Origin of the sequence: Sphingobium sp. WTD-1, from assembly GCF_030128825.1 — a bacterium.
Lineage (GTDB): Bacteria > Pseudomonadota > Alphaproteobacteria > Sphingomonadales > Sphingomonadaceae > Sphingobium.
In genome coordinates, this window is sequence record NZ_CP119127.1 from 669,573 (window position 1) to 691,452 (window position 21,880).

At 65.7% G+C, this 21,880-nt stretch carries 18 protein-coding genes; 9 read left to right on the forward strand and 9 right to left on the reverse strand.

Features of this window, described 5'->3' with window-relative positions:
* Position 1 precedes the first annotated feature (1 nt).
* From N6H05_RS03435 to N6H05_RS03445, 3 genes are read left to right on the forward strand one after another with little or no spacing between them, the layout of a single operon-like run.
* Complete coding sequence (locus N6H05_RS03435) at positions 2-2,485, forward strand: circularly permuted type 2 ATP-grasp protein (protein WP_284112719.1); 2,484 nt, start codon at positions 2-4, stop codon at positions 2,483-2,485.
* Positions 2,482-3,387: a transglutaminase family protein gene (locus N6H05_RS03440; protein WP_284112720.1), complete on the forward strand. Its 906-nt coding sequence runs from the start codon at positions 2,482-2,484 to the stop codon at positions 3,385-3,387. The genes N6H05_RS03435 and N6H05_RS03440 overlap by 4 nt, the downstream gene beginning before the upstream one ends.
* Positions 3,384-3,572: a hypothetical protein gene (locus tag N6H05_RS03445; RefSeq protein WP_284112721.1), complete on the forward strand. Its 189-nt coding sequence runs from the start codon at positions 3,384-3,386 to the stop codon at positions 3,570-3,572. The genes N6H05_RS03440 and N6H05_RS03445 overlap by 4 nt, the downstream gene beginning before the upstream one ends.
* A gap of 158 nt (positions 3,573-3,730) precedes the next feature.
* Here N6H05_RS03445 and N6H05_RS03450 read toward each other — a convergent pair whose 3' ends face one another.
* Both N6H05_RS03450 and N6H05_RS03455 read right to left on the reverse strand, forming a co-directional pair.
* Positions 3,731-5,098: a cytochrome P450 gene (locus tag N6H05_RS03450; RefSeq protein ID WP_284112722.1), complete on the reverse strand. Its 1,368-nt coding sequence runs from the start codon at positions 5,096-5,098 to the stop codon at positions 3,731-3,733.
* Complete coding sequence (locus tag N6H05_RS03455; protein ID WP_284112723.1) at positions 5,095-6,219, reverse strand: hypothetical protein; 1,125 nt, start codon at positions 6,217-6,219, stop codon at positions 5,095-5,097. The genes N6H05_RS03450 and N6H05_RS03455 overlap by 4 nt, the downstream gene beginning before the upstream one ends.
* A gap of 21 nt (positions 6,220-6,240) precedes the next feature.
* Here N6H05_RS03455 and N6H05_RS03460 point away from each other — a divergent pair, with 21 nt between their 5' ends.
* Both N6H05_RS03460 and kdsA read left to right on the forward strand, forming a co-directional pair.
* Positions 6,241-6,534, forward strand: a complete 294-nt coding sequence (locus N6H05_RS03460) for a hypothetical protein (protein ID WP_284112725.1) — start codon at positions 6,241-6,243, stop codon at positions 6,532-6,534.
* Positions 6,535-6,539: 5 nt separating this feature from the next.
* Positions 6,540-7,367: a 3-deoxy-8-phosphooctulonate synthase gene (gene kdsA, locus N6H05_RS03465; RefSeq protein ID WP_214864725.1), complete on the forward strand. Its 828-nt coding sequence runs from the start codon at positions 6,540-6,542 to the stop codon at positions 7,365-7,367.
* Positions 7,368-7,393: 26 nt separating this feature from the next.
* On the opposite strand, the gene N6H05_RS03470 is transcribed toward kdsA, so the two are convergent.
* The 4 genes from N6H05_RS03470 to N6H05_RS03485 all read right to left on the reverse strand — a co-directional run bounded on the left by N6H05_RS03470 (position 7,394) and on the right by N6H05_RS03485 (position 13,185).
* Complete coding sequence (locus tag N6H05_RS03470; RefSeq protein WP_284112726.1) at positions 7,394-8,659, reverse strand: glutamate-5-semialdehyde dehydrogenase; 1,266 nt, start codon at positions 8,657-8,659, stop codon at positions 7,394-7,396.
* Positions 8,660-8,896: 237 nt separating this feature from the next.
* A complete protein-coding gene (locus N6H05_RS03475) occupies positions 8,897-9,997 on the reverse strand; it encodes a helix-turn-helix transcriptional regulator (protein WP_284112727.1) in 1,101 nt (366 codons plus the stop codon).
* Positions 9,998-10,107: 110 nt separating this feature from the next.
* Positions 10,108-10,755 (reverse strand): class I SAM-dependent methyltransferase, encoded by a 648-nt coding sequence (locus N6H05_RS03480; protein ID WP_284112728.1) that lies wholly within the window; start codon positions 10,753-10,755, stop codon positions 10,108-10,110.
* 141 nt (positions 10,756-10,896) lie between these two features.
* On the reverse strand, positions 10,897-13,185 hold the full coding sequence (locus N6H05_RS03485; RefSeq protein ID WP_284114158.1) for a CDC48 family AAA ATPase: 2,289 nt from the start codon (positions 13,183-13,185) through the stop codon (positions 10,897-10,899).
* Between the two features lie 335 nt (positions 13,186-13,520).
* On the opposite strand from N6H05_RS03485, the gene N6H05_RS03490 reads away from it, so the two are divergent.
* Positions 13,521-14,405 carry a LysR substrate-binding domain-containing protein gene (locus N6H05_RS03490; protein WP_284112729.1) on the forward strand — a complete coding sequence of 295 codons (885 nt, stop codon included), beginning with the start codon at positions 13,521-13,523 and terminating at the stop codon, positions 14,403-14,405.
* Between the two features lie 92 nt (positions 14,406-14,497).
* Entirely contained in the window at positions 14,498-15,655 is a 1,158-nt protein-coding gene (locus N6H05_RS03495) for a GGDEF domain-containing protein (RefSeq protein WP_284112730.1), read from the forward strand.
* A gap of 159 nt (positions 15,656-15,814) precedes the next feature.
* On the opposite strand, the gene N6H05_RS03500 is transcribed toward N6H05_RS03495, so the two are convergent.
* Positions 15,815-16,486, reverse strand: coding sequence for a glutathione S-transferase family protein (locus N6H05_RS03500; RefSeq protein WP_004209410.1), 672 nt, complete (start codon positions 16,484-16,486; stop codon positions 15,815-15,817).
* 152 nt (positions 16,487-16,638) lie between these two features.
* Here N6H05_RS03500 and acs point away from each other — a divergent pair, with 152 nt between their 5' ends.
* Both acs and N6H05_RS03510 read left to right on the forward strand, forming a co-directional pair.
* The gene (gene acs, locus N6H05_RS03505; protein WP_284112732.1) at positions 16,639-18,582 is read left to right on the forward strand and encodes an acetate--CoA ligase; all 1,944 of its coding nucleotides are present in this window, start codon (positions 16,639-16,641) and stop codon (positions 18,580-18,582) included.
* 119 nt (positions 18,583-18,701) lie between these two features.
* Positions 18,702-19,214 (forward strand): cytochrome b, encoded by a 513-nt coding sequence (locus N6H05_RS03510; protein WP_284112733.1) that lies wholly within the window; start codon positions 18,702-18,704, stop codon positions 19,212-19,214.
* Positions 19,215-19,348: 134 nt separating this feature from the next.
* On the opposite strand, the gene N6H05_RS03515 is transcribed toward N6H05_RS03510, so the two are convergent.
* Both N6H05_RS03515 and N6H05_RS03520 read right to left on the reverse strand, forming a co-directional pair.
* Positions 19,349-20,557, reverse strand: coding sequence for a UbiH/UbiF/VisC/COQ6 family ubiquinone biosynthesis hydroxylase (locus N6H05_RS03515; RefSeq protein ID WP_284114159.1), 1,209 nt, complete (start codon positions 20,555-20,557; stop codon positions 19,349-19,351).
* Between the two features lie 98 nt (positions 20,558-20,655).
* Positions 20,656-21,747: a branched-chain amino acid aminotransferase gene (locus tag N6H05_RS03520; protein ID WP_284112734.1), complete on the reverse strand. Its 1,092-nt coding sequence runs from the start codon at positions 21,745-21,747 to the stop codon at positions 20,656-20,658.
* Between the last annotated feature and the right edge of the window lie 133 nt (positions 21,748-21,880).

The window sequence follows — 21,880 nt, forward strand, 5'->3', positions numbered from 1 at the left end:
GATGACCGACTCGCCTGTCCTGCCGGGTCTCGAAGCGTCCGGCTGGGCCGGCGACTATCTGGCGCGCGCGTCGGGCGGCGACCTGTTCGCCGGGGCGCCCGCGGAGATGGCGCCCCGCTGGCGGGCGATGCTGGATCGCCTGTCGGAACAGGGACAGGGCGATCCCGCGACGCTAGCCGGCAATGTCGAGCGACAGGCGCAGGATCTGGGCCTGGCGTTCCGCCTGACCGGCGACGAGCAGGAGCGGCCCTGGCCGCTGAGCCCGATCCCGATGCTGATCGGCGCGGGCGAATGGACCCGGATCGAGCAGGGGCTGATGCAGCGGGCCGAGCTGCTGGAGCGGGTGATCAGCGACATCTACAGCGGCCAGAGCCTGGTGCGCGAGGGCAAGCTGCCCGCCACGGTGGTGACCGGCAGCCCGCATTATTGGCGGGTGATGACCGGCGCGGCGCCACCGCGCGGCCATTATCTCCATTTCTATGCAGCGGACCTCGGGCGCGGGCCGGACGGCGAATGGCGGGTGCTGGCCGACCGGGTGCGCACGCCCGTGGGCGTCGGCTATGCGCTGGAGAACAGGCTGGCGCTGTCGCGCGCGACCGGCGACCTGCTCGGCGCGATGAACACGAGGCGGCTGGCGCCCTTCTTCGCCGATCTGCGCCGGGGCCTGGCGGTCGATTGCCAGCGCGCCGATCCGCGCATCGGCCTGCTGACGCCGGGCCGGTTCAACCAGAGCTATGCCGAACAGGCGCATCTGGCCCGTTATCTGGGCCTGATGCTGGTCGAGGGCGATGACCTGATCGTCAGCGACGGCCGCCTGTTCGTGCGCACGATCGAGGGGCTGAAGCGGATCGACGGGCTGTGGCGCTGGATGGACAGCCGCTTCCTCGACCCGCTGGCGTTCGACGGGGAATCGCGGATCGGCGTGCCCGACCTTTATGATGCCTGCGCGCGCGGCGGGCTGATGGTCAGCAACTGGCCCGGCGCGGGCGTGATCGAGGCGCGGGCCTTTGCCGCCTTCCTGCCGCAACTGGCCAAGGCGCTGCTGGGCACCGAATTGCTGCTGCCCAATATCGCCACCTGGTGGTGCGGGCAGGAGCGCGAGCGCGGCCATGTGACCGGCCATCTGGACGAATTGCTGGTGGCATCGGCGTTCGACCGCGATGCGGCGGGGCTTGGCTCGGCCCGGTCGGTGCAGGGGTCGACGCTGGACGCGGACCAGCGCGCGACCTTGCTGGAGACGATGGCGCGGCGCCCGATGGACTATGTCGGGCAGGAGGTGGTGAAATTGTCCACCACCCCGGCGATCGTCGGCGGGCGCCTCACCCCCCTGCCCTTCACCCTGCGCGTGTTCGTGGCGCGCGATGGGCTGGGGCAATGGCGGATCATGCCGGGCGCCTTTGCGCGGCTGGCCGCCCATGGCGATATCCGCGCGGCGCTGATGGGCGAAGGCGACATGTCGGCCGACATGTGCGTGATCGACAGCCAGCCGGTGCCGCCCGATACGCTGTTGGGCGACGGTGGCGCGCCGGCGATCCGGCGGATCGGAGGGCTGTTGCCGACCAAGGCGGCGGACAATCTCTACTGGCTGGGCCGCTATATCGAGCGGACCGAAATGACGCTGCGGGTGATCCGCGCGGTGGTGGGCGAATCGATCGAGGTCGATATGGGGCCGTCGTCGGATTCGCCGACCATGGCGCGGCTGGCGGGGCAGCTTGCCCTATGGGGGGCCACTGGAAACGCGGCGCAGCCGGTCGGCGCGCTATGCGCGCAGGCGCTGGGCGATGCGCGCCAGCCCGGCAGCGTGCGCGCGCTGATGGGCGTGGTCGCCAATATCGGCGAGGGGCTGCGTGATCGGCTGGCAACCGATTTCTGGCGACTGGTGCGCCTGCCCCTGCCCGCGTTCGACGGAGCGGTGACCGAAACGCTGCTGGATGCGGCATCGCGCATGATCGAGCGGATTTCGGCGCTGTCGGGCCTGGCGGCGGAGAATATGGCACGCACCGAGGGGTGGCGCTTCCACGACATGGGGCGGCGAATCGAGCGGGCGATCACCGGATGCCGGCTGACCTTGCTGCTGGGCAGCGACTGGGCGTCGGCCGACGACCTGACCGTGCTGCTCGACCTGCATGACAGCCAGATCAGCTATCGCAACCGCTATTTGACCGGCCCGTCGTTGCCGCCGGTGCGCGATCTGGTGGCGCTGGAGCCGCAAAATCCGCGCTCGATCGCCTATCAGGCGCAGCGCATCGCCGAGCATGTCGCCGCTTTGCCGACGCTGCGTGGCGATGGCATGCCGGAGGAACCGCAGCGACTGGCCGGCGCGCTGGCGGCGACGCTGGCGCCGCTGACCGGCGACATGCTGACCATGGCGGCGCTGACCGATATCGAAAGCCGGCTGCTCGCCTTGTCCGACGCGATCGGCCAGCGCTATTTCCTGCAGGTCCGCAAGACGGAAAAGGTCGAGGGCGCAGAGCTGCTGTCATGATCTACCATGTCCGGCACAGAAGCATATTGCGCTATGGCGCGCCGGTGCGGGTCGCCCGCTTCAATGTGCGACTGCGGCCGATGGCCTGGGCCGGGCAATGGACCGCCGACTATGCCTTGAGCGTCGATCCCGCGCCGCTGTCGATCGAGGCGCGGCCGGGCGCCTGGCCGGTGCATGTCGAGCGGCTGGTGATCGACCAGCCATTGCGGCAATTGACGATCGAGAGCCGCTTCCGCGCCGGGGTGGCGGGCGGCGCGCCGATCCTGCCGCAGGCAGACGACCCCAGCATCGCCATGGTAGCGCGCGCGGCCCTGGCCGATCGCGACATCAGCGCCTCTGCCCCCGCGCAATTCCTCTATGCCTCGCCCCGCGCGCCGATGCTGGACGCGATCGGCAGCTGGGCGGGCGCGATGCTGGCGCCCGATCGGCCGGTCGTCGCGGCTGCATGGGAACTGGCGCAGCGGATCAAGGCGGACTTCGCCTATGATCCCAGCGCCACCGATGCCGGCACGCCGGTGGCCGACGCCTTTGCCGCGCGCCATGGCGTGTGCCAGGATTTCGCCCATGTGATGGTGGTGGCGCTGCGCCTCGTCGGCCTGCCCGCCGCCTATGTCAGCGGATACCTCCGCACCTATCCGCCGCCGGGCATGCCCCGGCTGGTCGGCGCCGACGCCATGCATGCCTGGGTGATGCTGTGGTGCGGGCCGACGCGTGGGTGGATCGGCTTCGACCCCACCAATGGCGTCATCACTGGCGAGGATCATCTGTTCATCGCCATGGGCCGCGACTATGCCGATGTCGCGCCGATGGACGGGCTGTTCGTCGGCGGATCGGGCCAGAGCATCAGCGTCGCCGTCGATGTCGTACCCGAAGACGAGACCGCAAAAGAGGAAGTCGCATGATCGCCGCCATCATCCTGGTCCTGGCCGGCCTTTACTGCCTGGCGCGCGGCGTCATGGATTTGCGCGCGAAGCGCTGGGTGTGGGGCGTGCTGGGGATCGTCGCGGGGATCGCGATCATGGCGGCACCGATCCCGACCGAAACACGCGCAATCAGTATTGATCTGCCGGCGGCGCAGGGCCGATAGGGCACAGCTCAAATCCATCCTCCCCTGCAAGGGGAGGTGGCAGCGCGCAGCGCTGACGGAGGGGTATCCCCCTATCGAGAGCGTGACACCCCTCCACCATTTGCGATGCAAATGGTCCCCCTCCCCTTACAGGGGAGGATCAGTCAGCGATACGTTTCCTAAATCCGCTCGAACAGCAGCTTCATGCCGGTCCGCGGGCGGATGGTGAGGCGGCTGATGGGTTCGGGTTTGAAGCCGGCGGGCATGGTGAGGCGGTAGCGGCGGATGACCGAGGCGATCACGGTCATCACCTCCTGCTGGGCGAAGCCGGCGCCGACGCAGACGCGCGGGCCGCGGCCGAAGGGGAACCAGGCCTGTTTCACCATGTCGGCATTGGCCGGATCATCGAACCGGTCGGGATCGAAGGCGTGCGGGCAGGCCCAGTTGTCCTTGTTGCGCTGGGTCAGCCAGGGCGCGACGACCAGCATCGATCCTTCTTCCAGCTGCTTGTCGCGCATCTCCATCGGACAGGTGACTTCGCGCGGGAAGAAGGCGACCGGCGGATAGAGGCGCAGCGTTTCGCGGAAGATGTTGCGGACATGGCCCATATCCTTGAGCATCGGCGCGGTCAGCACATCGTCGCCGGCGATGCCGGCCACTTCGGCGCGCACCCGATCCTGGATATGGGCGCATTCGGCCAGCATGTAGAGCGCCCAGGTCATGGTGCTGGCCGAGGTTTCATGGCCGGCAAGGAAGATGGTCGACACCTGTTCCATCACCTGTTCGCAGGTGAAATGGGCGCCGGTCTGCGCATCCTGCACCTCGATCAGCGACTGGAGAATGTCGCGATGGGGCGCCTCGCCCCGGTCATGATAGCCTTCGTAGCGGGCCTCAACGATCGGGCGGAACACGTCATGGATGGCGCGGGCCGGCCCTTTCGAGCGTTTCTCGAACCAGCCGGCGGGGATGCCGTAGAGGCGCAGCATCGAGGCGGAATGGGCGAGCCGCTGGAACCGGCCGAAGGCGGTATGGATGATGTTGGAGCGTTCTTCGTCCAGCGTCTGCGAGAAGAGGGTGCGGAAGATGATGTCGGCCGCGACATGGGTCATCATCGGGTCGATATCGACCGGCTTTGATCGATCGGCAGCATCGAGCCGGGCGAGCAGATCGTCGGCGGCGGCGACCATCAGCGGCATGGAACGATTGAGCGCGGTATGGGCAAAGGCGGGATTGACCATTGCCCGCTGGCTTTCCCAATCCTCGCCATTGGCGGAGAAGACCGAATTGCCGATCAGCGGATCGAGATTGCGGACCAGTTCGCTATGCTTGGGGAAGGCAGTGCCGCCCTTGAGGATCTTGTCCACCAGCGGCAGTTCATTGGCGATATACATGGTCTGACCCGGCATGCGGATCTCGCCCATCTTCATCGTATAGCTCTTATCGAACAGCACATGGATCCAGCTGTGCCAGCCGCGCAGGAAGCGCTTGACGAGGCCGCGCTTCGATCTGGGCGGCTCGGGATAGGGGGGCGTGAAGGGCGCGCTCACGGGATCGTCCGAAAGGCGGCGACCGCCTCGTCCACGGTGCGGCGGCCGGCGGTCAGGCTCACGAAATCCAGCGGCGACAGGCGGTCGCCGACCCTGAGATAATCGAAATGCGCCTCATATTTGTTGGACCAGCCCCCGTGATAATTTTCGGCCAAGTAGAAGAGATGGAAACGCGGCGATAGCATGTCCACCCGCGCGGCAAATTGATCGGCGACAAGGCGCAGCGGATTGACGTTGTAATAGGCTGCGCCGTCGGGCGGCGAGCTGATGTCGACATAGCGGAAAGGCTGGTCGGCGAGCGCTTTCAGGTCGGCATGATACCAGAGCGCGTCGCGGCGCAGGCCGATCACCGGCACCACCTGCCCCATGCCGACCATGACGAAATGATCGGGCAGCGCGCCGTTACGTATGGCAAGGATGCGGCGCAGCAGGCTCATGCCCAGGATCGTGCCGGCGCTGTGGGTGACGAGCTGGATCTCGTCCCAGTCGCCGTCCAGCTCCGCCGCGATGCGGGCGGCGAACTGGTCGAGCCGGGCATCGAGTTCGTCGCCCGGCCCGTCGGCGGCGAGCGCGCCATGATAGGTCATGAAGCGCAGCAGCCAGGGCACGACCAGCTTGTCGAGGATGCGGCCGGAGAAGACGGCGCTGATGCCGATGCCGACCAGCGCACTGGCCCAGAAGGGCAGCAGCAGCGACAGCAGCAGCGCCGGGACCAGCGCCAGCAGCAGCGGGATCAGCACGGCCAGGATCGGCGGATAGAGGATGGTGATGACCGGACCGCGGCGCAATTTGCGCATCCGGCCGAACTGCATCAACCGGGCATGGCCGGCATAGGCGCGAGCCGCGCGCCAGGCGAGGGTGAAGGGATGGCGGATCCAGACCTTGCCGATCAAATCTTCCCAGCGAAGATATTCATAGTCGGTCTCGACCCCGGCGCTGGCGTTGGAGACGGTCCACAGCGCCGAGTTGGCGGGGCCGGCGCGGCGCGCGCTGACCGCCACCGCTTCGCCGGTCAGCGCGGTGTAGCGGGCCGCCTGATCGCGATAGAGCTGGTGATAGAAACGGACGCCGCGCGGATCAAAACCACCCAGGTAAAAGACTTTACGCTTGAATTTCTGCACTGCCCCGGTCCTAATCGGGACATGACCACGCCCGAACGCGACTATTGCTATTTCATAGACCATCGCAAATACAACCGGAATGTCGGCTGTAGGAAGCATGACAATATGTATGGCATCAATGGCGGCGGCAGCGAGCGCGACCGCTGGCGCGCCGACATGACATTCTATCGCCATATGAAGGCCAATGGCGATCCGATGGCGCTGCCCTCGCTGATCGCCTGCCTGACCTTTGGCTGGTTCTGCTGGAATTATCATCCCGGCAAGGGGCTGTGGCGCGGACAATTGTTGCGCCGCTTCGCAAAGGCGCCCAAGTGAGCGGCATGAGCGATCCCAAGCATGTGAAGGTCGGCCCGGTTACTTTCGGCAACGACCTGCCCTTCGTCCTGATTTCCGGCCCCTGCCAGATCGAGAGCCGCGACCATGCGCTGTTCATGGCCGATGCGCTGGCCAAGGCGGCGGCAGATGCGGGCGTGCCCTTCATCTTCAAGAGCAGCTTCGACAAGGCCAACCGCACATCGGTATCGGGCAAGCGCGGCGTCGGCATCGACGCGGGGCTGGCGATCCTGGCCGAGGTGAAGGCGGTGCTGGGCTGCCCGGTGCTGACCGACATTCATGGCCCCGAACAGGTGGAGGCGGCGGCGCAGGCGGTGGACATCCTGCAGATCCCGGCCTTTCTCTGTCGCCAGACCGACCTGCTGATCGCGGCAGGCAAGACCGGCGCGGTGATCAACGTCAAGAAGGGGCAGTTCCTGGCCCCCTGGGACATGGCGGCGGTGGCGCAGAAGGTCGCCTCGACCGGCAATGAGCGCATATTGCTGACCGAGCGGGGCGCGAGTTTCGGCTATAATACGCTGGTCAGCGACATGCGCGCGCTGCCGGTGATGGCGGAAACGGGCTATCCCGTCGTGTTCGACGCCACCCATTCGGTGCAGCAGCCCGGCGGGCTGGGGTCGGCCTCCGGCGGCCAGCGCGACTATGCCCCGCTGCTGGCGCGCAGCGCGGTGGCGGCCGGCGTGGCGGCAATCTTCGCCGAGGCGCATGAAGACCCGGACAATGCCCCGTCGGACGGGCCGGTGATGCTGAAACTCGACTGGGTCGGGCCAATGCTGAAGCAGTTGAAGGCGATCGATAGGGTGGTGAAGGGGTAAATTTCCCCCTTCACCCGGAAAATGCCTTACGGCCGGGCCTGGCCGCGGCCGCGGACGATCCATTTATAGGTGGTGAGCCCTTCGAGCGCGACCGGACCGCGCGCGTGGAGACGGCCGGTCGAGATGCCGATTTCCGCGCCCAGGCCGAACTCGCCGCCATCGGCGAACTGGGTCGAGGCGTTCCACATCACGATCGCGCTGTCGACGGCGTTGAGGAAGCGTTCGGCCACCGCCGCATCCTCGGTGATGATCGCGTCGGTATGATGGCTGGCATGGGCGGCGATATGGGCGATCGCCTCCTCCACGCCATCGACCAGCCGGATCGAGACGATGGCGTCGAGATATTCGGTGTCCCAATCCTCATCCGATGCGGCGACCACGCGTTCGTCCATCGCCTGCACCGCGTCATCGCCGCGCACTTCGCATTTGGCGTCGAGCAGCGCCTTCACCAGCGCGGGGGCATGGCCATAGGCGCGGTCGATCAGTACCGTTTCGGTCGAGCCGCAGACGCCGGTGCGGCGCAGCTTGGCATTGAGCACCAGGCTTTCCGCCATGGCGGGATCGGCCGCGCCATCGACATAGCTGTGGTTGATGCCGTCAAGATGGGCGAGGACGGGCACCCGCGCCTCTTCCTGCACGCGCGCGACCAGGCTCTTGCCGCCGCGCGGCACGATGAGATCGACGAAATCCGATGCGCGCAGCAGCGCGCCGACCACCGCGCGATCGGTGGTGGGAATGAGCTGCACCGCTTCGGCGGGCAGGCCGGCGGCGGCGATCCCCTCTGCCATGGCGGCGTGGATGGCGCGGTTGCTTTCCTTCGCCTCGCTGCCGCCGCGCAGGATTACGGCATTGCCGGCGCGCAGGCAGAGAGCTGCGGCGTCAGCGGTGACGTTGGGGCGGCTTTCATAGATGATGCCGATGACGCCCAGCGGCACGCGGACGCGGCTCAATTCCAGCCCGTTGGGGCGCACGCTGCTGTCGATCACGCTGCCGAGCGGATTGTCGAGAGTCGCGACCTGATCGACCCCGGCGGCCATGGCAGCGATCCGATCCTCGTCCAGCCGCAGCCGGTCCAGCATCGCGGCGGACAGGCCATTGTCGATGCCATTGTCCATGTCGCGCGCATTGGCGGCGAGGATAGCGGGCGCCTGATCGCGCAGCGCCTGGGCCGCGCGGCGCAGCGCGTCGACCTTCTGCGCGTCCCCGGCTGGCGCGAGCAGGGCGGCGGCGCGGCGCGCACGCGCGCCCATCTGCGCGATCAGCATTTCGGGGGTCTGCGTCAGGTCGTTCATCGGTAATCTCGCTTCAAATTCGGCAGCGGCTTAGCACGAAAATGTCGCAGGACGGAACCCTGACGAAGAGGGAAGATGGTAGGGAGCGGTTGCCGGCGGCCGACCCATGGGTCGCATATGGATCGGCCGTCGGCAGGCAAGATAGTCCTGCCTCCTCGACTCACCTAGCCTTGCGGCGGTGCCAGCGCATACCCCGATAGGGGTAAATTGCGCATTTCCCGTAATAAAATTCGGCACTCAGCTGCTCATCATCCCGACGATGCGGACCAATTGGGATTCCCGGCTGCAACCGGTCTTGTCATAGATGGAGCGCAATTGGGCCTTGAGCGTCTCGGCCGACACACCGCGCCGCGCCGCAATATCCGCACGGGACAGGCCTGCGGCAAGATGGATGGCGATATCCGCCTCAGCCGGGGTCAGGCGAAAGGTCCGCATCAACAGGCGGACATGCCGCTCTGTCGGAGCCCCTACCCGTGCAACGATGATCGCACGCGGCGCAAAGGGCAGCGCCCATGGCCGCGCCGGCAATGGGAAGAATTCCAGCATGATGCCGACGCCGCCATCGGCATCGGCCAGCGCCACCGGATCGGCTTCGCGCGCCGGCACGTCCACCACCGCGCGCACGGAGCGCAGGATGGCGCGCGTTTCGTCGCTCCGATCGCTCTGCAACCAGCCATCGACGACCCGTAGCCGGCTGGCAGACAGTAAGGCGTCGGCGCGCGGCGTCATGCCCCCCACCCGCCCGGTCGCGTCAAGCAGCCAACAGGCGCGGTCCATGGTTTCGAACGTGCCGGCCAACAGACCAAAGCCCTGTTGCTCGATCGCGCGCTGCAACCGGACGGCATGGCGGGCATGGTTTGCGAGCTCGGCGAACAGGTTGCGCTGTTCCGCACTGGTGCGGCCATCCGCCTCGCTGCGCAACAGCGCGAAGCCGATCATCATATTATCGTCGGCGACCAGGCGCGTCTGGCAACCGTGAAAAATGTCATAATCGCTGCACAGGTCGAGATAGTCGTCGGCGCGCAACGCCTGACGCGCAATATCATAATGGGCTTCATGCACAATCGCCGGGCGCGCTGGCAGTCGGTCGGCCGCGACCCGGAAATTGAGGTCCGGGGCCGCGCCGTCGATCATCGATGACTTTTCGATGATATCCGGGGCCACGTCGCTGATCCAGTTGAAGGCCGCGGCACCAGGACCGAAACCGATCAGTTGCCCGTGGCGCGACCCCGTCGCCTGCGCCATGGCGCGCAGCGCCGCATCCCAGAGCTGTGGCTCCAGCGCGGCCGACAGAAAGAGGTCGGCCCACGGATCGCTGCCTTCGGCGTATGACGCCATATAACCCCCTTGTCCCCATGCAATGGGTCGCTCAAGTCCAGAGCGGAGTCAAATGGCCAGCAGGCGCGAATACGTAATTTCCGCCATATATTGATGCAGATCAGGAAAGATCAGGCCGCCTGGGCCAGCGCCTCTTCCTTGGCCGCGCGGAACAGGCGACAGGGCGGGACGTTGCGCCATTCCAGTTCGTCACTGACCTGGTCGAACAGCGGGTCGATGAGGCGGCGGACATAGCGCGAATATTGGTAGATGATGAAGCTGCCACCCGGACGCAGCACGGCGCGCGTCTCTTCACAGATGGTTTCGCCCACGCCCGTCGGCAGGGTGGAGAAAGGCAGGCCCGAAAGGACATAGTCGGCCTTCTGATAGCCCGCTTCCTTGACGAAGCGGCGCACGTCGGCAGCCGAGCCATGGACCACGCGCAGGCGCGGATCGTCGATCGCATCCTCCAGATAGGCGACGAAATCGAGATTGAGGTCGATCGCCAGCAAGGTGGCATCAGGATGCATCCGGTCGAGAATGGCCTGGGTGAAGGTGCCGACGCCGGGACCATATTCGACGAACAGGCGGGTCCGTGCCCAGTCGACGCCGTCCAGCGAGCGCGCGACCAGTTGCGACGAGGAGGGGATGACCGAACCGATCATGCCGGGATGCTTCATGAACTGGCGGAAGAACATGGCCCACTGGCTGCGGAAGGAGCGGCTGCCACCGCGCGTCGAAATCCTGGTCTTCTTGTCTTTGAACGGTAGGGAGGCCATCAAAATCCGCCTGACTGACTAACAAAATCGGCCTCGCAAAATTGATGTCCGCTGGCAAGCGGCTTTGCGCGCCATGAGATAGAACGCGCGGCCAGGCGATGGGTTCACCCCGCCTCCGGCCGCGCGCTTATCCCAAGTCCATCAGCGTTCGCGGGCGCGCAGCATGCCGGGCGCGATGAAGCCGATCGGATCGACCTGCATCGCGCTCTGCTTCAAGGTCGCCTGGATCTGCTCATATTCCCGCTCCATTTCCGGCGTGACCGAGGCGCGGGTTTCCTCCAGCGCCGCCTCGAAATGGGCCATGGTGACGGCTTCGACCCGCAGCGACTGGCGCAGCGCGATGAGGCCAGCCCGGCGGGACAGATCCTCCAGATCCGCGCCGGTGAACCGCTCCGTCCGCTGCGCGAGTTGGTCGAGATCGACATCGCCGGCCAGCGGCATCTTCTTCGTATGGATCGCCAGGATGCGCTTGCGCCCGGCCTGGTCGGGCACCGGCACATAGATGAGTTCGTCGAAGCGGCCGGGGCGCAGCAGCGCCGGATCGACCAGGGTCGGCCGGTTGGTGGCGCCGATGACGACCACCGACTGCAATTCCTCCAGCCCGTCCATTTCGGCGAGGATGGTGTTGACCACCCGCTCCGTTACGGCCGGCTCGCCAAGGCCACCGCCACGGGCGGGGACCAGGCTGTCCAGTTCGTCGATAAAGATGACGGTCGGCGCCACCTGTCGCGCGCGGGCGAACAGGCGGGCAATCTGCTGCTCGCTCTCTCCATACCATTTGGACAGGAGGTCGCTCGACTTGGTGGCGATGAAATTGGCCTGCGCCTCACGCGCGACCGCCTTGGCCAGCAATGTCTTGCCGGTGCCCGGCGGACCATAGAGGAGGAAGCCCTTGGCCGGGCGGATGCCCAGGCGCCGGAAGGCGTCGGGATCCTTGAGCGGCAGTTCGACCCCTTCCTTGAGGCGCATCTGGGCATCGTCCAGGCCGCCAATGTCGGCCCAGCCGATATTGGGCGCCTGCACCATCACCTCGCGCATGGCCGAGGGCTGGACCCGCTTGATCGCCGAGAGGAAATCCTCCCGCGTGACCGACAGATCCTCCAGCACGTCGGGCGGGATCGTGCCTTCCTCCAGATTAAGGCGCGGCATCAGCCGGCGCACCGTCTCGATCGCGGCCTCGCGGGTCAGCGCGGCAAGATCGGCGCCGACAAAGCCATAGGTCATGCGCGCCAGTTCGGCGAGATCGACCCGGTCGCCGAGCGGCATGCCGCGGGTATGGATGCCCAATATCTCGCGCCGGCCGCGTTCGTCGGGCACGCCGACGACGATTTCGCGGTCGAACCGGCCGGGTCGGCGCAGCGCTTCATCGATCGCCTCGGGCCGGTTGGTGGCGGCGATGACGACCAGATTGGTGCGCGGCTCCAGCCCGTCCATCAGCGTGAGAAGCTGGGCGACGAGGCGCTTTTCCGTCTCGCCGGTGACCTGACCGCGCTTGGGCGCGATCGAGTCGATCTCGTCGATAAAGAGGATGGAGGGTGCCGCCTTGGCCGCTTCCTCGAAAATGTCGCGCAGCTTCTTTTCCGACTCGCCATAGGCCGAGCCCATGATTTCGGGGCCGTTGATGAGGAAGAATTCGGCTTCCGATTCATTGGCGACGGCGCGGGCGAGCCGGGTCTTACCGGTGCCCGGCGGTCCATGGAGCATGACCCCCTTGGGCGGATCGACGCCCAGTCGCTCGAACAATTCGGGATAGCGCAGCGGTAGCTCGACCATCTCGCGCAATTGGTCGATCGTTTCGGCCATGCCGCCGACATCATCATAGGTGACGTCGGCCCGGCGGGATTCACGCGGCTCCTCATATTCGGCGCGCAGTTCCACCTCGGTCTCGGCATCGATATGGACGATGCCCTTGGGCACGGTCGACACCACGATCAGGCGGATTTCCTGCAGCGCATAGGCCGGCGCCGCCAGCATCTGTCGCAGATGGGCCGGCATGTCGCCGGGCGGCACCTGTTGCTGGCCGGCGGTGGCGACGACATCGCCCGCGACAAGCGGCCGCTGAAAGAAAACCCGCTTCAGTGCATCGGGATTGCCCTGGAGCCGGAGATTATTTTGTGCAGGCGCGAACACCACGCGCTGGGCCGGACGCGGATCGATCTTGCGCAGCTGGACGAAGTCGCCCGAGCCGACGCCGGCATTGGCGCGCTGCAAACCATCCAGCCGCAACACGTCCAGCCCCTCATCTTCCTTGTAGGGACGCACTACCCGAGCCGGAGTCGAACGCTTGCCGACAATCTCTACGACATCGCCTTCGGCCAACTGCAATTCGGCCATTACCGTCAGCGGAAGCCGCGCCAAACCGCGCCCCGCATCTTCCGGCCGCGCGTTGGCGACCTGAATCCTGCGTCCGCTGCTATCCTGATCGGCCATGGTCATCCCCGTCCTTTTGGTTGCGAAACGAAGATAGGTAACGCCGGGGGTGAGGGAAAGGGGCCGTGCTTCGTTATGCCGGGAACAAAAAAAGGGCCGATCCGAAGACCAGCCCGAAAAGTTTTAGGAGAGGATGCCTGAAAGGCCTTTTCTATGTGCGCTGCAGCGGGTATTTTTGCAAGTGCGAAAAGAATCGAGGAGTTGCATTTTTTGCATCTTGCCATTTGCCGCGTTTTCCTGCTCATTGCAGTCAGGATGCTTGAACCGGGGAAGCGCGCCGCTTGATAATGACAGATGATGCGACGCAGCGGACCGGCTTATAGAATTTAACGATTATGCGCAGATTGCCGCCTCTTACGGCCCTGGAGGCCTTTGTTCAGGTTGCCCGCCTTGGTTCGGTCAAGGCGGCCGCCGAGGAACTCGCCTTGTCGACGCCGGCGCTGAGCCGCCGCGTCCAGGCGCTGGAGCGATTCATCGGGCGCCCCTTGTTCGACCGCAAGCATCAGGCGCTGGAGATCAATTCCGAAGGCCAGCGGCTGCTGGACGACATCGCCCCGGCGCTGGATTCTCTCAGCCAGGCGCTGGAGAATATCCAGAGCGGCGGCAACCAGCTTCGCCTGCGCCTAGCGGTGATGCCGCTGTTCGCGACGCAGCGGCTGTTTCCGCATCTGGGCCGGCTGCGCCAGCAACATCCGCAACTGCATATCGACATCGAGACGACGCCCCATGCCGTCGCGCGCTTGGGCGAAGGGCTGGATGCAGCGATCGTGCTGGCGAGCAAGGATATCGATCCGGCGCTCTATGCCTATGAGTTGGACCATGAGCAGGTCTATCTGATCGGCCGCCGCGAGATGGCGGAAGGGCCGAACAGCCTGCATTCTCCGAGCGAGCTGGCCCAGCAGACGATCCTGCTGCATCGCGACATGGCCTTGTCCTTCGACGCGTGGAAGGATGTTGCTGGCATTCCCGACCTGCAGCCGCTGGCGATCGACAATTATGATTCGGGCCAGCTGATGCTGGAAGCCGCCGCCCAGGGGCTGGGCGTCGCGGTCATGCATGCCAGCCATTTCGAACAGTCGGGCGATCCCCGCCTGATCCGGCTGTTCCCCAACATCCGCGTCGAAAGCCCATATCGCTATTATTTCGTCTGCCGCCCGCGCGCGCTGCAGACCCGCTCGGTGCGCATCTTCCGTGACTGGCTGGTCGCCGCAAACATCTGACGCGCAACGGAAAAACTGGCGCGGATTCAACCCCGTGCGACTTTTGCCAAGCACGCCCTTAACCTTGATCCGGTGCCTCCGTTATAGAATGCATGACTGGGGCATCCACATCCAACGCCGGCTCGCATCAGGGGCTGACCGACCGCCTTTCCCGCTGGGCCAGGGGCCTGTCCGGCAAGCCGGATGAACCGCAGCCGGCGAGCGAGCAGCGCGCACGGGCGGGTAGTGCCGCCAGCCGCGAGGTCAATCGCCGCCGACGTCTCTATGAGGAGATCGGCGAATTTCTGTTCGCCCATGATCTGGACCTGACGCCGCTCAATTTCGGCGTGGCGCTCGACTATCTGACCGGCGCCAATATCGGCGTCGAAAAGGCAGTTCAGGCGGTGCTGATGGAGCGCGGCAAGATCAGCAATGCGTGGATGGAATCGGTAGCCGCCAGCCAGCGCGCGGACGAGGTGACGCCGGACGCACTCGCCTCCATGCTCGACAAGGTCGAGGAAAATCTGGACCAGTTTACCGGCCTGATGACGGAATCGCGCAATTCAGCCAAGGATTATGGCGCAGCATTGCAGGAACAGGCCAAGGGCCTGGCGGTTGGCGGCGATCATGAGCCGATCCTGGCACGGCTCGTCGGCCTGACCCGGTCGATGGTGGAGAAGACCCGCCAGGTCGAAAGCCAGTTGCGCGAGAACCAGAAGCAGACCCAGGCGCTGAAATCGAGCCTGGAGACCGCACGCCGCGCCGCCGAACATGATCATCTGACCGGCCTGCCCAATCGCCGCGCCTTTGAAGGCGTGCTACGCGAGGAGCTGAAACTGGCGAAGGAAGGCGACGAGCAATTGTCGGTCGCCTTCTGCGACATCGATCATTTCAAGCTGGTCAACGACACCCATGGCCATGAGACCGGCGACCGGGTGCTGAAGTTCGTAGCCGGCCTGCTCGCCAAGATTTCCGACGACCGATGCCATGTCGCCCGCCATGGCGGTGAGGAGTTCGTCATGCTGTTCCGCGGCAAGACGGCAGCCGAAACCTGCGAGGCGGTGGATGCCGTGCGCGAGGATCTGGCGACGCGCAGCCTGGTCAACCGCACCAATGGCGAACGGATGGAGCGGGTGAGCTTTTCCGCCGGCGTCGCGAATGTCCTGGCCTATGAAGACCCCCGCGCCGCGCTGAAAGCCGCCGACCGTGCCCTCTACCTGGCCAAGGAACATGGCCGCAACCGCGTCTATCTGGCGGCCGAAGCGGACTAGGGGGGATCGACATTCAGCGCTGACGGCCTGCAAATGGCGGTTCTCCGCGCTTCCGGTGCTCTCGTACTTTAAGTACGCTGCGCTCCGGGTCACGGAAAACCACCATTTTCGTCACGTCATCATCTGAATGTCGATCCCCCCTAGGCCGCCTCGTGCCGTTTAGAAATCCGGCTTTTCATAATGGGTCGGCGGGGTGATGACTTCCATCCGTTCGGACAAGAGCGGGCGGAAGGAGGGGCGTGACTTGAAGCCGGCATACCAGCGCTTGACCGGCTCATGCCCGGCCCAGTCGATGCCGCCCAGATAATCCGCCACCGACAGATGCGCCGCCGCCGCGATATCGGCGAGGCTGAGCGTGCCGCCAGCCATCCAGCTGCGATGGTCGAGCAGATAATCCATATAGTCCATATGGACATTGGCCCGGCGCATCGCCTCCCGCAGGACGCGGGCATCGGGCGAGACGCGCTCGATCAGCCGCTTCTTCATCCGCTCATGCAGCAGCGGGCCGACGACATCGCCATAGAAATTCTGGTCGAAGAAGGCGGTCAGGCGCCGCACTTCCGCCCGGCCTGCGGCCGTGCCGGAGATGAGCGGGAATTTTTCGACCGTTTCCTCGAAATATTCGCAGATCGCCTGGCTGTCGATCAGCGTGACGCCCTTTTCCTGGTCGACGACCACCGGGGTGGTGCCGGCCGGATTGAGATCCAGAAACTCGTCGCGCATTTCCCAGGGAGATTCGCGCACCAGATCATAGCCGATGCCTTTCTCGCCAAGCAGCAGACGGACCTTGCGGGAGAAGGGACAGAGCGGGAATTGGAAAAGTTGCCACATATGATCTTCTGTTAGGCCGGGGCCGCGCGCCGGGAAAGGCGCAAAAACACAGAAACACGGCGAAACGCGCATCGGCCCTTTAAGTCATGCTGCGCGCCTCCTACAACCTGCTGCAAGCGCATGGAATTTAGCGCACAGGAAAGGATAGCTGGATGTCTGACGATTTCTTCCCGGTTCCCTCCCAATGGGCCGCCCAGGCCCTGTTGGACCGGGAAGGCCGCGCGGCCGATTATGCACGCTCGATCGAGGATGCCGACGCCTATTGGCTGGAGCGGGCGCAGCGGCTGGACTGGATCACGCCGCCGACCAAGGCCGACGAAAGCAGCTTCCATGAGGCCGATTTCGGCGTCAAATGGTTCGCCGACGGCGAACTGAACGTCAGCGCCAACTGCATCGACCGGCATCTGGCCGAGCGGGGCGACCAGATTGCCATCATCTGGGAACCCGACAGCCCGGACGCCGATGTGCGCCGCTACACCTACAAGCAGGTGCATGAGGAAGTCTGTCGCCTTGCCAATGTGCTGAAGGACGCAGGCGCGCGGAAGGGCGACCGCATCACCGTCTATATGCCGATGATCCCCGAGGCAGCCTTTGCCCTGCTCGCCTGCGCGCGGATCGGCGCGATCCACAGCGTCGTGTTCGGCGGCTTTTCGCCCGAAGCGCTGGCCGGGCGTCTGGTCGATTGCGATTCGACCATCGTCATCACCGCCGACGAAGGGCGCCGCGCCGGCAAGACCGTGCCGCTGAAGGCCAATGTCGATGCCGCGCTGGCCGAGGCGCCCTGCGTCAACAAGGTGATCGTCGTGCAGGCGACCGGCGGCGCGGTGCAGATGCGGGAGGGGCGCGACATCTGGCTGCATGAGGCCGCGGCGCAGGTATCGGCCGACTGCCCGCCCGAACCGATGAATGCGGAAGACCCGCTGTTCATCCTCTACACCTCCGGCTCGACCGGCAAGCCCAAGGGCGTGCTGCATACGAGCGGCGGCTATCTGCTGTGGGCCAGCCTGACCCATGAACTGTGCTTCGACTATCGGCCCGGCGACATCTGGTGGTGCGCCGCCGACATCGGCTGGGTCACGGGCCACAGCTATATCGTCTACGGCCCGCTGGCGAACGGCGCGACCACCCTGATGTATGAGGGCGTGCCCAACTGGCCGACCCCGGCGCGCATCTGGGAAGTGGTCGACAAGCATCAGGTCCATACCATCTTCACCGCCCCCACGGCGCTGCGCGCGCTGATGAAGGAGGGCGACGACTATGTGCATTCGACCAGCCGCGCCTCGCTGCGCGTGCTGGGCACGGTCGGCGAACCGATCAATCCGGAAGCCTGGCGCTGGTATCATGGCGTCATCGGCGAAGGCCGCTGTCCGATCATCGACACCTGGTGGCAGACCGAGACCGGCGGCGCGATGATCGCGCCGATGCCGGGCGCCACCGACCTGAAGCCGGGCAGCGCGACCCTGCCGATGCCCGGTGTCATTCCCCAGATATTGGACGGCGACGGCGCGGTGCAGGACGGCGCGACCGAAGGCAATCTGGTGATCGCGGGCAGCTGGCCGGGTCAGATGCGCACGGTGTGGGGCGACCATGAGCGCTTCTTCCAGACCTATTTTACGACCTTCCCCGGCAAATATACCACCGGCGACGGCGCGCGGCGCGACGCGGACGGCTATTACTGGATCACCGGCCGGGTCGACGATGTCATCAACGTGTCCGGCCACCGCATGGGCACGGCCGAGGTCGAGAGCGCGCTGGTGCTGCATGAAAGCGTCGCCGAGGCCGCCGTGGTCGGCTTCCCGCACGACATCAAGGGCCAGGGCATCTATGCCTATGTCACGCTGAACGCGAACGAGGAACCGAGTGACGACCTGCGCAAGGATCTGGTGAAATGGGTGCGGACCGAAATCGGCCCGATCGCCACGCCCGACGCGATCCAGTTCGCGCCCGGCCTGCCCAAGACGCGTTCGGGCAAGATCATGCGCCGCATATTGCGCAAGATCGCCGAGGGCGAAGTGTCCGCGCAGGCGCTGGGGGACGTTAGTACACTTGCCGACCCGTCGGTGGTGGATAATCTGGTCGCCAATCGTCAGGGATAAAAAGACACGCCGGACAAGGAACTTATCACCGGCGTGCGTATCCATTCGACATAGCTGGGTCGTGCGGGCGGGGTAGCGCGCGCAGGGCCCAGGCGAGACTTCCGTAAAAGGAGCAGCCCATGGCCCGTTACACGTCCGTCGCCCGCCTGTTGCACTGGATCATCGCGATCCTGATCCTGGTCAATCTGTGGCTGGGCTTTGCCCATGACAGCCTGCCCAAGGACTGGAAGGTGATGCCGGTCCACAAGTCGATCGGCCTGACCGTATTGGCATTGACGCTGGTCCGGCTCGGCTGGCGGCTGGGGCACAAGCCGCCGGCGCTGCCGGCCGCGATGCCGGGCTGGGAGAAGCTGGCCGCTAACCTCACCCATATCGCCTTCTACGCCTTCATGCTGATCGTGCCGCTGTCCGGCTGGATCATGTCGTCGGCGGGCGAGCGGCCGCTGAACTGGTTCTTCCTGTTCGACGTGCCGAAATTCGGCGTGGCCAAGGGCGATGCGATCGTCGGCATCTCGCACGAGGCGCATGAGCTGATCCCCTGGCTGTGGAGCGCGCTCATCATCGTCCACATATTGGCGGCGCTGCGCCATCATTTCCTGCTGAAGGACGGGGTGCTGCGGCGGATGCTGTGATCTCCCTCTAACGTCATGCCGAACTTGTTTCAGCATCCAACAGGCCCGACAGGCGGTTGGCCTGCTGGGAGAAATGGACCCTGAAACAAGTTCAGGGTGACGATGATGGTTAAGCGACTAAAGTTCGCCTGCCCTTACACCATCTCGCCGGCGAGCAGGCGCGGGAGGGCGCCGGACTGGCCGCGGGCTTCGGCCATGAAGCGGTTCTTGAGCAGACTGGTGCGCTGCACGGCGGCAAGGCCGGCGCGGCGGACCAGCGAGGGCAGCTTGCCGGGAATGTCGAACAGGCGAACCAGGCCATCCATCGCGACGCTGGTCATCATCGTGTCGAGGCCGCGCCAGCGCTGGTAGCGGGCGAGCAGCTGCGCATCGCCCGGATCGAGGCCAAGGCGCATGCCTTCGACCAATACCTCGACCAGCGCCGCCACGTCGCGGAAGCCGAGATTGAGGCCCTGACCGGCGATCGGGTGGATGGCATGGGCGCTGTCGCCGACCAGCGCGAGGCGGGTGTCGGTGATGCGCGCGGCATGGTGGAAGCCGAGCGGATAGGAGGAGCGCGGGCCGGCCAGGCTGATCTCGCCCAGGAAGCCGCCGATGCGCTTCTGCATTTCGGCGAGCCAGGCGCGTTCCGACAGCTTGAGCATCGCCGGCGCCTGATCGGTGGGCACGGTCCAGACCACGGCCGAGCGGGTGCCCGGCAGCATCGGCAGCAGCGCGAGCGGACCGCCGACATAGAAGATTTCATAGGCGGTGTTGGCGTGCGGCACTTCATGGTCGATCGCGGTGACCATGGCGGTGTGCTTATATTGCCAGCGGGTGGTGTTGATGCCCGCCGCCTCGCGCGTGGGGCTGTTGCGCCCTTCCGCCGCGACCAGCAATGCGCCGTGGATCGTCGCGCCGTTCTGGAGCGTCAGGGTGACGCCGTCGGCATTACGATCGACATGGACGGCGCGGTCGGGCTGGAAGAGGGTAAGGTTTTCGACCTCGGCGGCGGTCTGCGCCAGCGCGACGCGCAGGTCGCGATTGGGGAACATGGTCCCCATCACGCCATCATCCGCGTCCGGCACGAAATCGAGCGCGCCCGGCTCCAGCCCGTCGCTGACCCAGATACGGTCGATCGGGCAGCCCTTGCCTTCCAGATGCGCGCCGACGCCGATCGCCTGGAGCATCGCGAAGCTGGTCGAGCTGATCGCCGAGACGCGGCCGTCGAAGCCGGCGGCCGTGGCCTGCACGGGGTCGGCCGGATCGATCACGGCGCATTGCACGCCATGGCGCGAAAGAGCGATGCCCAGGGTGAGGCCAACCAGGCCCCCGCCAAGAATGACGACGTCGAAGCGTTGCATGGGCATCTGTCTAGGCGCTTGCGAAGGCTTTGAAAAGCATCACCCCCGCTTTCGGGGTGAAAGCGGGGGCGACATTTTGTCTCAGGTGAGAGGCTGGATCAGAGCGTGCGGACCCAGCCGGCCGGATCGACCACGCTGCCGCGCTGGATGCCGGTCAGTTCGGCGCGCAGGCTTTCGGTGACCAGACCGCCATCGCCATTGCCGACGGTGAAATCGCCGTCGGTGCTCTTGACCGTGCCGATCGCCGTGACGACCGCAGCGGTGCCGCAGGCGAACGCCTCGCGCAGCTTGCCGCTGGCGGCGTCGGCGCGCCACTGGGCGAAGCTGTAGGGCTCCTCGCGCACCTCATGCCCCTTGGCGCGGGCGAGGCTGATGATCGAGTTGCGGGTGATGCCGGGCAGGATGGTGCCGGTCAGCGGCGGGGTGACGATCGAGCCGTCATCCATCACGAAGAAGACGTTCATGCCGCCCAGTTCCTCGACCCACTTATTCTCGGCGGCGTCGAGGAAGACGACCTGGTCGCAACCATGCTTGATCGCTTCCTTCTGCGCGACCAGCGACGCGGCATAATTGCCGCCGCACTTGGCCGCACCGGTGCCGCCGCGCGCGGCGCGGGTATAATGTTCCGACACCCACAGGGTCACGGCCTTCTTGCCGCCCTTGAAGTAAGCGCCGGCGGGCGAGGCGATGACGCAGAAAATATATTCGTTCGACGGACGCACACCCAGGAAGGCTTCGCTGGCGAACAGGAAGGGGCGCAGATATAGGCTGCCCTCACCCGACGGGATCCAGTCCGCGTCGATCTTCACCAACTGCTCGACCGCTTCGAGGAACATGTCTTCCGGGATCGCCGGCATCGCCATGCGTTCGGCGGACTCGGCGAAGCGACGGGCATTTTCCTCCGGCCGGAACATGGCGACGCTGCCGTCGGCCAGGCGATAGGCCTTCATGCCTTCGAAGATTTCCTGGGCATAATGGAGCACGGCGCAGGCCGGATCGAGCTGGAACGGCTCGCGCGGACCGACGCTGTGGCTGTGCCAGCCCTGCCCCTCGGTATAGCGGATGGTGACCATATGGTCGGTGAAGAGCCGGCCGAAGCCCGGATCCTCCAGAAGTACCGCGCGCGCGTCCGCCGCCACAGCCTTGCTGCTGGGGGTAACGGTAAAGCGCGACTTCTGTTCGACGTCCATGGTGAGTCTCCTTTGGGTTGGACGGGGGCGCCTATGTCACATCCGGCCCCGCGAAACAATTGGTCATATATACTGACCAATTTTGGAATAAAGAGCCAAGGCGCCGTCGCTGGCCTCTTCCCGTCCCAGCGCG